General features: G+C 70.6%; 13 protein-coding genes and 1 pseudogene. 6 read left to right on the forward strand and 8 right to left on the reverse strand.

The window, feature by feature from the left end:
- Positions 1-2 precede the first annotated feature (2 nt).
- Genes SLUN_RS19080 through SLUN_RS19090 form a run of 3 tightly spaced genes read right to left on the reverse strand, consistent with a single transcriptional unit; the run spans position 3 to position 3,556 of the window.
- Positions 3-2,546 (reverse strand): FtsX-like permease family protein, encoded by a 2,544-nt coding sequence (locus SLUN_RS19080; protein WP_108149771.1) that lies wholly within the window; start codon positions 2,544-2,546, stop codon positions 3-5.
- A 3-nt stretch (positions 2,547-2,549) separates the two neighbouring features.
- Positions 2,550-3,314, reverse strand: coding sequence for an ABC transporter ATP-binding protein (locus tag SLUN_RS19085; protein WP_254710095.1), 765 nt, complete (start codon positions 3,312-3,314; stop codon positions 2,550-2,552).
- Positions 3,311-3,556, reverse strand: coding sequence for a hypothetical protein (locus tag SLUN_RS19090; protein WP_108149776.1), 246 nt, complete (start codon positions 3,554-3,556; stop codon positions 3,311-3,313). Before SLUN_RS19090 ends, SLUN_RS19085 begins: the two co-directional genes overlap by 4 nt.
- Before the next feature lie 213 nt (positions 3,557-3,769).
- Between SLUN_RS19090 and SLUN_RS19095 the strand changes: the two genes are divergently transcribed.
- The 3 genes from SLUN_RS19095 (at position 3,770) to SLUN_RS19105 (ending at position 7,149) form a co-directional block, all read left to right on the forward strand.
- Positions 3,770-5,092: a sensor histidine kinase gene (locus SLUN_RS19095; RefSeq protein WP_108149778.1), complete on the forward strand. Its 1,323-nt coding sequence runs from the start codon at positions 3,770-3,772 to the stop codon at positions 5,090-5,092.
- Positions 5,080-5,739, forward strand: coding sequence for a response regulator transcription factor (locus tag SLUN_RS19100; RefSeq protein ID WP_108149780.1), 660 nt, complete (start codon positions 5,080-5,082; stop codon positions 5,737-5,739). Before SLUN_RS19095 ends, SLUN_RS19100 begins: the two co-directional genes overlap by 13 nt.
- 168 nt (positions 5,740-5,907) lie before the next feature.
- Positions 5,908-7,149, forward strand: a complete 1,242-nt coding sequence (locus tag SLUN_RS19105; protein WP_108149782.1) for a serine hydrolase domain-containing protein — start codon at positions 5,908-5,910, stop codon at positions 7,147-7,149.
- 53 nt (positions 7,150-7,202) lie between these two features.
- On the opposite strand, the gene SLUN_RS19110 is transcribed toward SLUN_RS19105, so the two are convergent.
- The gene (locus tag SLUN_RS19110) at positions 7,203-7,427 is read right to left on the reverse strand and encodes a helix-turn-helix domain-containing protein (RefSeq protein ID WP_108149784.1); all 225 of its coding nucleotides are present in this window, start codon (positions 7,425-7,427) and stop codon (positions 7,203-7,205) included.
- Entirely contained in the window at positions 7,427-8,035 is a 609-nt protein-coding gene (locus SLUN_RS19115) for a DUF2975 domain-containing protein (protein WP_108149786.1), read from the reverse strand. Before SLUN_RS19115 ends, SLUN_RS19110 begins: the two co-directional genes overlap by 1 nt.
- A 344-nt stretch (positions 8,036-8,379) precedes the next feature.
- Here SLUN_RS19115 and SLUN_RS19120 point away from each other — a divergent pair, with 344 nt between their 5' ends.
- Complete coding sequence (locus SLUN_RS19120; RefSeq protein ID WP_108149972.1) at positions 8,380-9,231, forward strand: serine hydrolase domain-containing protein; 852 nt, start codon at positions 8,380-8,382, stop codon at positions 9,229-9,231.
- 178 nt (positions 9,232-9,409) lie between these two features.
- On the opposite strand, the gene SLUN_RS19125 is transcribed toward SLUN_RS19120, so the two are convergent.
- From SLUN_RS19125 to SLUN_RS40015, 3 genes are read right to left on the reverse strand one after another with little or no spacing between them, the layout of a single operon-like run.
- Positions 9,410-10,102: a contact-dependent growth inhibition system immunity protein gene (locus SLUN_RS19125; protein ID WP_108149975.1), complete on the reverse strand. Its 693-nt coding sequence runs from the start codon at positions 10,100-10,102 to the stop codon at positions 9,410-9,412.
- Between the two features lie 12 nt (positions 10,103-10,114).
- Entirely contained in the window at positions 10,115-10,414 is a 300-nt protein-coding gene (locus tag SLUN_RS19130; protein ID WP_108149977.1) for an RNase A-like domain-containing protein, read from the reverse strand.
- 27 nt (positions 10,415-10,441) lie between these two features.
- Positions 10,442-10,648 (reverse strand): hypothetical protein, encoded by a 207-nt coding sequence (locus tag SLUN_RS40015; RefSeq protein WP_170146523.1) that lies wholly within the window; start codon positions 10,646-10,648, stop codon positions 10,442-10,444.
- Between the two features lie 30 nt (positions 10,649-10,678).
- Between SLUN_RS40015 and SLUN_RS41315 the strand changes: the two are divergent.
- A pseudogene (locus SLUN_RS41315) lies at positions 10,679-10,774 on the forward strand (DNA-binding response regulator); the annotation flags it as partial.
- A 110-nt stretch (positions 10,775-10,884) separates the two neighbouring features.
- On the forward strand, positions 10,885-11,472 hold the full coding sequence (locus SLUN_RS19140; RefSeq protein ID WP_108149979.1) for an HhH-GPD-type base excision DNA repair protein: 588 nt from the start codon (positions 10,885-10,887) through the stop codon (positions 11,470-11,472).
- The last annotated feature ends 37 nt before the right edge of the window (positions 11,473-11,509 follow it).

Genomic DNA, 11,509 nt, shown 5'->3' on the forward strand with positions numbered 1-11,509 from the left:
AGCTACTCACGGTTGGCGAGTGCGTGAGCGGGTGCCGTGCGCAGTGCCTGTCGCGTGGGGAGTTCGATGGTGATGAAGGCCGTCGCGGTGATCGTGAGGACCGTGGCCGGCAGCAGCCAGACCGGACCCGCGGGCCAGGGCTGATTGAGGAAACCCATCCCCAGGAGAGCGAGGGGGACCGCGGACAGCGCGAGGCCCGTGGTCAGCGCGGCGGCGGCGATCACCGCGGCCTCGCGGCGCATCATGCCTCGGATCTGACGGGGCGTGGTGCCGATGAGACGGAGTGCGGCTATCTCGTTCCGGCGCTGAGCGGTGGTGGCGACGATCTTGTTGGCGATGCTGAGCAGGAGGTAGCCGAGCAGCACCACGATCGTGGCCAGGTTGATCCACACCTCGGGCGGGGCGTCGCTCAGGCCGTCGCCGGATCCGGTGTCGGTGGCTTCGACTGCCAGGCCGGGACGGGACGCGGCGAGAGCGGCGAGGCCGCGATCGGCCGTGGCGGTGCCGTCGGTGCGGACGAGGATGCTCTGGTCGAGTCCCGCGGTGGTGTGCCCGGCCGCGAGGTCGTGGGAGAGCACGACCGGGCCGAAGCCGAGGCCGCGGTCATAGACGGCGACGACCCGGGCGTCGACGGGGGTGCCGTCGCCGAGGATCAGGCGCACGCTGCTGCCCAGTTCCGCATCGCGTGACCGGGCGGCCTCGCTGCTGACGGCGACGGTTTTCCCGGTGAGGCGGGTCAGGCTGCCGTCCCGTACATCGAGGTCGAGGACGGACTGCGCCTCCGGGGTGAGGATCATCGCGGAGCCGGCTTCGACCGCGCTCTCACCGAATTGTTTGTAGGACCACACCACGGTGGTGTCGCTGACCGGGGCCGCCGCCCGTACGCCGGAGGTGTTCCGTACGGCGGTGAGCGCGTCGGCGGGCAGTCCGCCGAGTCCCGGCGCGCTCACGCGCTGCTGGGCGAGGGTGCCGGCGCGGGTGTCGTCCGAGGTGGCGGCCATTACGGTGGTCTGGGCGAAGGTGTAGGTCATGACGAACACCACCGCCATGGCGAGGGCGCTGACGACCCCGGCGATACGCAGGGCGTAGCCGCGGACGTTGGACACCGCCAGCCAGGTCGGCGCTGAGGTGCCGGGCCGCATGCGGCGGGCCAGGTTGTCGCCGGCACCGCGGATCAGGGCGGGGCCGACCATGGCCAGGCCGATCGCGCCGATGATGCCCGAGAGGGAGGTGGCCGTCGCGCCGATCACGGTCCGGGAGAGGAGCGGGGCGACCGAGAGGGTGGTCGCGGCGGCGATGACCAGCAGACCGATGCTGGTACGGATCTTCGACGGGGTTCGCGGTTCGCTGCGCGATTCGGCGACCGCCTCGGTGGCCTGCATGCGGGACGTACGCCAGGCGGCGCCCCGGGCCGACACCTGGACGACGGCGGCCAGCAGGAGGAGGGTGGCGACGGCGGGCAACGGGCTGATGCTCAGCGGCAGTTCGTCCGGGAGGACCCCGCGTTCGACCAGCATCCGCCGGAACTGCCCGGCCAGCAGGTAGCCGAGAGCCACGCCGGGCACGGCGGCCAGGGCCGCGACGACGGTGGCCTGCCCGGCGGCGAGCCGGCGGATCTGCTTCGGGGTCGCACCGACGGCCCGCATCAGCGCCAGGTCGCGTCGCTGCCCGGCGATCGACACGGCCAGCGCGCTCGCCATCACGAACCCGGTGATCAGCAGGATGATCCCGGCCAGCGAGCCGGCGAGCAGGATCAGCAGGGACCGCGCCGAACCCGTACCGGGCGAAGCGATGTCACCCCGGTCCGTGCCGGTGGCCACCACAAGACCTGTGCCCTTCACCCGGTCACGTACGGCGGCGGCGACTGTGTCGTCGGCTCCGGCCGCGGTACGGAGGCTGATCAGGTCGACGGTCCCGGCACGGGGGCCGCTGTCCCGGCCGGCCAGCCGCGCGGCTGTCGGGTCGGCGAAGAGGATTCCGGCGCCGGGCGCGGAGACCACCGCCGAAACGCGGTACTCGGCGGCGGACCTGCCGGCCGCGACGACCTTGACCGTGTCTCCCACCCGTACTCCCGCGGCGGCGGCCATGGCGTTGTCCACGGCTATCTCGCCGGGGCCGGCCGGCTTCCCGCCGTCGATGCCCGGGTCCTTCAGCAGCCCGGTCGAGGACCAGCCGTGCCCTGCCGTCCGGGGATCCTCGGTCGGTACGACCTGGCCCTTGGCATCCACGAGGGCGGCGGGGAAGCTGATGTCGCCGACCGCAGTGGTGACGCCCGGCAGTTTCGCCAACCGGCCGACCAGCCGGTCCGGGACCCTGCCGCGCTCCGGGAGCGCGATCGGCAGGTCCTCGGGCGGGTGGAAGTTCTGGTCGGCGGAGACCACGACGTCCGAATGCGCGAGCCGGCCGGCCGGCAGGTGGGAGCGGAGTCCGGACTCGGCCAGCACTCCGGTGCCGGTGATCAGCGCCGCGCCACCGAGCACCGCACAGGCCACGGCCAGCAGCGCGGCGATCCGGTGTGCTGCCATGCGTACCGCGAGACGCAACATGATCTAGCCCTCTCCCAGCGCGACGAGGTGGCTCGCCAGGACGGGCGCGGTGGGCGCGTCCAGAGTGGACACCACCCGGCCGTCGGCCATCACCAGTGCTCGGTGCGCCTGGGCGGCGGCGGCCGGGTCGTGGGTGACCATCACCACCGTCTGGCGCAGTTCGTCGACGAGGTCGCGCAGCAGGTTCAGCACCTCGTGGGCGCTGCGCAGATCCAGTGCGCCGGTCGGCTCGTCGGCGAAGACGACGGCCGGCTTGGCCACCAACGCCCGGACGATGGCCGCCCGTTGCTGCTGGCCGCCGGAGAGTTCGGTCGGCCGGTGCGTCAGCCGCTGGGCCAGCCCGACCCGCTCGACCAGCGTCATCAGCCATTCCCGGTCCGGGACACGTCCCGCAAGCCGCAGCGGCAGCGTGATGTTGTCCTCGACGGTGAGGGAAGGAATCAGGTTGTACGCCTGGAACACGAACCCGATGCGTTCCCGGCGCAGTTCGGTCCGGCGGGTCTCGTTCAGTCCGCCGATCTCGTGACCGTCGATGCGGACGCTCCCGCTGGTCGGGGTGTCCAGGCCCGCGGCGCAGTGCATCAGGGTGCTCTTGCCGGACCCCGAGGGCCCCATCACGGCGAGGAAAGTGCCGTGCTCCACGGTCAGGGACACGTCGTCGAGGGCGCGTACGCCACCCGGATACGTCTTGCTGAGCCGCGCCAGCGCGATGGCGGGTGAGAGGCCCGTCGTCATCGGGCGATCGGCTTTCGTGAAGGCCTCGCTCATCGCCGCCGCCCCCGCAGACGCTGCGCGAGGAGCGCCACCACGCAGAGCGCGGTGACCGTCCCGAAGGCGAGGTGGATCCGGGTCGTGGCGCCGCCGTACGAGGCGACCGAGTTGCCGATCGCACTGATCACCAGCACGAGCCAGAGCAGCGTGCGCAGTACGTCCGCCCCGGTGACGCCGGGTGATGCCGCGTGCGGGCTCTCCGTATGGGTGGTGAGGCGGTAGGGATCCGTACTCGCCATGGTCTGCTCCCTCTCTCCGAACTCTTCGGGGTCTTGCCGTTGTTCAGCGAAACTACGGATCAGGGCCCCTCGCGGCCGATCCCGCCCACCGCCCGGTTCGGGGTACAGCAGGCTGTACTCGCGCCCTCCTGGGCCGCTGAGCCGACGGCGAAGAGCTGACGGCGAACTGGGCGGCGGCCTAAGGTCATTGCCGACAGAGGGAAGGAGGGGCGGATGTCGATCTCGACCCGGCACGACGCATCGGCCGACGGCCGGAAAGGCGATGCAGCCGACACAGCCGACGGCGCGACGACCGGAGAACCCGGGATACGGGACACCGTGTTCCGGGCGGCCGGTGCCGCCCTCGCCGCGATCGAACAGCTCGCCGGGGGACTCAGTACCGCCGTGATGGCGCTGTTCGTCCTGGTCTGGACGGCGGTCACCGCCGTGCTCTGCGCGGTCGGAGTCGGCCTGCTCATGGCGCCCGCCGTATTGCGCGCCCTGCACTCCCTCGCCGCTCGCGAGCGCGACCGGCTCGGCCGATGGGGCCCCGAGGTCGTCGGCCCCACTCCGGCGCCGACGCGACTGCGGCTCGCCCTCGTGGATCCCACCACCCGACGGGAGCTGCGCTGGCTGGCGCACCACGCGACGCTGGGACTCCTCCTGGGCCTGTTCGGCGTACTGCTGCCGCTCCTCGCCGTACGCGACTCCACCTTCCCGCTGTACTGGCAGCTGATGCCGGAGGGCGCGACCAGTACGTCCATCGGGGTCGGGACCGCACACTCCTGGCCGGACGCCGTCGCCGTGGCCCTGCTGGGCCTGGGCTGGATCGCGATCATCATGGGTCTCACACCTGGCATGGCGCGGTTGCAGGCCCGCCCGGGACGAGGCCTCCTCGCGGCGGGCCCCGAGACGGACCTGTCCCTGCGCGTCGCGCAGCTCACCGCCTCGAGGGCGGCCGCCCTCGACGCCCACTCCGCCGAACTGCGCCGCATCGAACGCTCGCTCCACGACGGCACCCAGAACCGGCTGGTCACCGTCACCGTGCTGCTCGGCGCCGCCCGCCGCATGGTGGCCCGCGACCCGTCCGGCGCCGAAGAGCTCCTCGAACGCGCCCAGAGCGCCGCCGAGCAGGCACTGTCCGAGCTGCGCCAGGTCGGCCGCGGCATCCTGCCGCCCGTACTGGCCGACCGGGGGCTCGCCGGCGCGCTCACCGGACTGGCCACGAGCTGCCTGGTGCCCTGCCGGATCGATGTCGAGGCACCCGAGCGGTGCGCCGCGTCCGTGGAGGCGACCGCCTACTTCGTGGTGGCCGAAGCGCTGACCAACATCGCCAAGTACAGCCATGCCGAGAACGCCACCGTCACGGTCCGCAGCCGCGACGGCCGGCTGCACCTGCACATCACCGACGACGGCCGGGGCGGCGCGGACGAGGACGGCGGCTCCGGGCTCACCGGCATCCGCCGCCGGATCGCGGCGCACGACGGCACCCTCTTCCTGACCAGCCCGGCCGGCGGCCCGACAACCCTCAAGGTGGAACTTCCATGCGGATCGTGATCGCGGAGGACGACCCGTTGCTGCGCGAAGGGCTGGCCCTGCTGCTGCGCGCGGAATCCCTCGACGTGGTGGCCACCGCCGGCACCGCCGACGGGATCCTGGACGCCATCGACGAGCACAGGCCCGATGTCGCCATCCTCGACGTCCGGATGCCGCCGACCCACACCGACGAGGGGATCGTCGCGGCCGTCGAGGCCAGGCGCCGCCGACCCGATCTCGCGGTACTCGTCCTCTCCGCGTACGTCGAGCAGTCCTTCGCCACGGAACTCCTCGGCGGCGGAGTGGGCGGGATCGGATACCTGTTGAAGGAACGGGTCGGGCGGGTGGAGGAGTTCCTGGACGCACTGCGGCGCGTGGCGGACGGAGGCACCGCCATCGACCCGGAGGTCGTCGCCCAGCTCTTCACCCGCAGCCGCCACGACACCCGGCTGGAACGGCTCAGCCCTCGCGAACGCGACGTACTCGCCCTGATGGCCGAGGGCCTGGGCAACAGCGCCATAGCCGAACGGCTCGTCGTCACCGACGGCGCCGTCCACAAGCACATCCGCAGCATCTTCGCCAAGCTCGACCTGTCGCCCACCGACCATGTCGACCGGCGGGTCGCCGCGGTCCTTCACTATCTCGAGGATGTACGCCACCGGGCCTGACGAGGCGTCATCACCCTTGGTGGTACAGCTGGCTGTACCGGCACGGGGGTGAGAGCACCCCCTCGTACCGGCCCGGTGGCCTCATCGTTTGCGGCGGCTCTCTTTCCTAGCGTGGTGGTCACATCGCAGCCGCGGTGTGACAGCCGATTCGCAAGGAGCCCGCGACCCATGAGCACCACGACCAGGACCAGTTCCAGGACCAGGATCACTTCCCGCATTGTGGCCACGACGCTGGTGACCGCGCTGGCCGGCGTCGGTCTCGTGATGCCCGCGGCGAGCGCGACGGGGCCGGCGACGGGGTCCGCGACCAAGCCGGCGTCCCCGTCCGCGTCGAAGTCATCGCAGGACAGGCTGCAGGACATGGTGAACGCGATCCAGAAGACCGGGACGGTCGGTGTCGTGGCCCGGTCGACGGGCCCGCGCGGACACGGCCACGCCACCGCCGGGGTGGCCGACAAGGCCACGGGTGCCCCCGTGCGGAGTGGCGACCGGTTCCGGATCGCCAGCGCCAGCAAGACGTTCGTCGCCACTGTGGCGCTGCAACTGGTGGGCGAGGGCCGCCTGTCACTGGACGACACGGTCGAGGACTGGCTGCCGGGAGTCGTGTCCGGCAACGGCAACGACGGCAGCAGGATCACCGTACGGCAGCTGCTGCAGCACACCAGCGGACTGTTCAACTACACCGGCGACTTCCCCGTGATCAACAGCGTGGAGGGCTTCCAGAAGGACCGGTTCACCACCTGGACCGACGAGCAGCTCGTGGCCATCGCGATGAGCCACAAGCCGGACTTCGCGCCCGGCACCAAGTGGGCGTACTCGAACACCGGCTACATCCTCGCCGGCATGATCATCGAGAAGGCCACCGGCAACAGCTGGCAGCAGGAGGTCACCCAGCGCATCATCCGCCCCCTGCGCATGCGCCACACCCTCGCGCCGGCCACCCATCCCCACATCCCCGGCTCGCACCTGAACGGCTACTCCAACTTCGGCGGCTCGGGCCCGACGATCGACGTCACCGAATTCAACCCCTCCGCGGCCGGCGCGGCCGGAGCGATGATCAGCACGACCGCCGACATGACCCGCTTCTACTCCGCCCTCCTGGGCGGCCGGCTTCTGCGCCCGGCGCAGCTGGCCGAGATGAAGACGACCGTACGGACCCCGGACCTGGACCCGGTCTGGCCCGGCGCGAGCTACGGCCTGGGCCTGCTGCGCATCCCGCTCACCTGCGGCGGCTCCTACTACAGCCACCCCGGTGACCTCCCCGGCTACACCACCCGGAACGGCACCAGCGAGAACGGCCGCCGGATCGTCGTCCTGAACGCAACGGGCGACGGCGCGCCCGACCTCTCCACGGAGAAGGCGCACAACGCGCTGATCGACGGGGAACTCTGCGCGCCGGGGCGGAAGTAGGGGGAAGAGCTCGGAGCCCCGGTCCGGGGTGGCGGACAGGCGCTGGGGCAGCCCTAGGAGTCCTGGAAACTGAGCAGGTCGCCCGGCTGGCAGCCCAGCTCGCGGCAGATCGCCGTGAGTGTGGTGAAGCGGATCGCCTTCGCCCGGTCGTTCTTCAGGACGGACAGGTTGACGACCGACACTCCGACCCGTTCCGCCAGCTCGGCCAGGGTCAGGCCCCGGTCCGCCAGCAGCTGGTCCAGATGGACCTTGATCCGGTGCTCGTCCTCCGGTGGCATCAGACGAGTCCCTCCGTGTCCGCGCGCAGCTTGGCGCCGCGTCGGAAGACTTCCCCCAGGGCCAGGATGAGGAAAGCGACCAGAACGGGCGCCGCGGAGACGGTGAGCGAGAAGCCGACCCGTTCCGCCACCGGCGTGCCGCTCACCAGCAGTTGGGTGGTGAACGCTTCCATCGGCGGGCCGAAGCAGCCCAGTACCAGCACGGTCATTCCGATGATGTTCAGTCGCCGGGCGTTCTCCGGCGCGAAAACATCGCCGCCGCGCAGGGTCCGGGCCATCCGGAGCAGTAGTACGAGGATCAGGATGACGAGCAGGCTGGTGGTGATCCGAGGCAGCGCGAGCAGCAGGCGCTGCCTCAGGTTCGGGTCTGCGATGACGACTTCGGCCTGGTGGGTGCCGTTGAGTGTCACCACGCCGCCCGTCGTGGCATCCGGCACTCGCGTCGTGCCCTCGAGCCAGACCTCTCGTGTGTCCATCGGGTCGAAGGGCCCGGTCGCCCCGAGGATCGGAAAGAGCACTCCGAAGAGCCCCGCCAGCAGGAGGGCCAACCCCAGGCCCCACTCCAGCAATCGGCTGTCGATCAGGCTCCACAACGACTTCGTACTCATGACTCCGTCACTCCCCCGCGTTCGGCTTATCGTTTATCGATAGTATCGATAAACGATATGTTGACTGTCAACCGAACTCGCAGCATGAGGACGCCGATCTGGCGGCGGCGATCGACCGGTTCGACCGGGTTGCCGCCAACGTCGCCGCCAACCTTGCGAAGCTAGAATCCGTCTGGCGCCGACTGACAGAACTGACCCCTGACGACATGCAGTTCGGCGGAGACCGTGCGGAGCCGGTGGAGGCGCAGGCGGGGCGGAAGCGCTGACGCGACGGTCACGCCGCAGAGCTCACCTCATGCTGAGGCCGAAGGCGATGTCCCCGTTCCCCAACCGGCAGGATGATCATGTCCAACATCCCCACCTGCATCATCGGCAGCTCACACATCACAGCCCCAGTGGCTACCGGTGGACACGACCCCGACAAGTACGCCGAGGTGGGCTCCTTCACCAAGGTCATCACCGGAACCATCCTCGAGCAGCTGGCCAGGGAGGGCGTACTGACCGTTGACGATCCTGTCGAACGGTGGCTCGACATCCCCTCAGGGTCCGGTATCACCCTGCGGCATCTCGCCGAGCACACCTCCGGCCTCCCCCGGGTGCCACCCGGCACCACAAACATCAACCCCTACAAGAGGTTCAGCGACGACAGACTGCGTGTGCTCCTCACTGCGGGTCTCGACCGGCTCACCACCGCACCCGCCGGAGAGCGCGAGGAGTACTCCAACTTCGGCTACGCCGTGCTCGGGGCAGCCCTGACGGCAGCGAGCAGCCAGGAGTACAGCGATCTTGTCGCCACGCACGTCCTCTCTCCACTCGGCCTGCCACCCGAAGCAATGACCGCGCACCCGCCGGAACACAGACGATCACTCGCGAGCGGGTGGTTCGGACGCAGCGTCAAGCCGTGGGACATGACAGGCGCGATTCTGCCCGCAGGCGGTCTCTGGGCCACTCCCCGCACCGTCGCACGCGTACTGACCGGCCTCGTCCTCGACCGCACGCTGGGGGAACCCTCACTCAGCTGGCAGCGCACCGGACCGCTGCCGCTGATGTGGCACAACGGGGGCACCCGTAGGTCAACGATCTTCGCCGGAGCCGTCCCCGACGGCCGTTGGATCGTCGTCCACCGCCTGCACGGCTCCGTCGAAGAGACGGACCGTGCAGGACTGGGACACCTGCGCGCCGCCACCGCAGGCTGACGTACTGGCCAACGCCTCTGCTCCGTCAACCTCACAGACCGTCCGGCCGCCAAGAGGAACCAATCCATCGGTACCGGACCTGCCACGGCAGGGGTCAAGGAGTCGATACAGCGCCGGCCGCCAAGGCGGCGAAACGTGCCGGTCGACCGAAGACGATTGGTTGGCCGGAGACACACACTCAGCCTTCGGCATCCGGATGCCCGTACTCCGCCCGGAACCCGCCGATGCGGTCCGCCACCAGCGCGAGCCAGGCGCCTGGTGTGTGTGGCGTCGGCGGGTCGACCTCCATCCCCAACTCGGATACGGCGAGCGCGTAGTCAACCTCCTCCAGGCCGAGGGCGAGCAGTTCGCGCACCTCACCGACGAGGCGGGCCACGAGCGTGCGGTCGGCCGTGCTGCCGTAGTCGCGTACGGCGGAGTCGTGGTCGCCGAATTCGTCGGGCATGTCCTGCGAGAACCAGCCGCCGAGGAACTGGCCGAGTTCGGGGAAGCGGGCGTGCCACTCCCAGTGCGTCTCGGGCAGCGCCGCCGGGGGCGGGACCCGGCCCTCCTCGACGCTTCGCTTGATGTGGTCGGCGAGCAGCACCAGCCACTGCTGGATCTCGGCCTCGGGGAGGCCGATGTCCGGGACCGGGTAGAACTCGCCGAGGCGCAACCGCAGCCGCCCGGGCGGGTTCTGGGCGTAGGTACGGAGCTGCTGCTCGGCGACCGACAGGGCCCAGGGTCGGGTGTGCCAGGTGTGGCGCAGGTAGGCGGTGAGGGCCTGACCGGGCCGGTCGGGGGTGTCGTCGGCGGCAAGGCCGGCGTACGCGCTGATCACCTGGTCGAGCTCGCCGTAGCGGCGGTCGAACTCCAGGGGCTTCATTGACATGGACCCGTGCCTCTACAGGTAGATCGGGAAGGTGGCGTGCACGACGAAGCCGAGGGGGCTCGTGGGCTCCCGCCGGAGCACCACCCGCGCGGCCCGCACGTCCACGGCCCCGCGCCCGGCGAGCACCATGGCCTGGATCAGGACGCGGCCGACCGGCGCCTCACACGAGGGCCAGGCGGCTTCGATGGTGAGCCGGGGGCGGGCGCCCTGGGCGAGCCAGCGGTGGACGGCCTGCTCGTTGCGGGTGACGACCTGCTGGGTGGCCCACTGGGCGGTTTCCCGGTCTGGGTATGTGGCGGATCTGGTGAGCACTCGGTCTTCCCGGTTCGGATGGTCGGATCAGGTGGACAGGAAGTTCCAGAACACGGCGACTTCGTCGTCGTTCACAACGATCAGCCCGGCGTCGCAGTCGTAGTGGCTGAAGGAGTTGTAACGCCGGACGCCCTGTTCGTAGAAATCGGGGCGGTCGCCCTTCCAGCCGATGTTGGTGTAGATGCGGGTGCCATCGGGGAAGCGCGCCAGGAGGGTCGCGGCTCGCCGTTCCATCTCCGGCCTGCGTTCCTCGAACCGCCAGGTCGCATCTTCGCCAAGCTCACGTTGCGCGATCGCGCCCAGGCGGTCGTCCTCGCGTATGAGACGGGACTGGTCTCTCCGGGCGGATCCGCCGGATAGCGCGCAGCCCGCCCTCAGTCCCCTGGCACAGTGCGCTGCCCACGGGGCCCGAGTCATTCGGCCGCGCCCGTTCACTGGCGGCGGGCCTGCGGCGGGGTGATCATCGGGACATGAGCCCCACGATTCATATCGCCCAGCAGCCCGAGGCCGACGAACTCCTCGGCCGCAGTCCGCTCGCCGCGCTCGTCGGCATGCTGCTCGACCAGCAGGTCCCCATGGAGTGGGCGTTCTCCGGCCCGTACACCGTCGCGCAGCGTCTCGGCGGCGACGATCTGGACGCCGCCGAGATCGCTGCGTACGACCCCGACGCCTTCGCCGAGCTGCTGAAGGCGAAACCCGCCGTCCACCGCTATCCGGGCAACATGGCCAAGCGGGTGCAGGTGCTGTGCCAGTACCTGGTCGACGAGTACGGCGGCGACGCGAGCGCCGTCTGGCGGGACGCCGCGACCGGCGACGAGCTGCTCGCCCGGCTGAAGGCGCTCCCCGGCTTCGGCGAGCAGAAGGCGCAGATCTTCCTGGCGCTGCTGGGCAAGCAGTTCGGCGTACAGCCCAAGGGCTGGCGCGAGGCGGCCGGCGCGTACGGCGAGAAGGGCTCGTACCGCTCGGCCGCCGACATCACCGGCCCCGAGTCGCTTTCCAAGGTGCGCGCCCACAAGCAGGAGATGAAACGAGCCGCCAAGGCCGCGAAGAAGTCGTGACGAGCAGCCTGACGAGCAGCGCGATGAACGGCGCGAT

This window comes from Streptomyces lunaelactis, assembly GCF_003054555.1.
Taxonomy (GTDB): domain Bacteria; phylum Actinomycetota; class Actinomycetes; order Streptomycetales; family Streptomycetaceae; genus Streptomyces; species Streptomyces lunaelactis.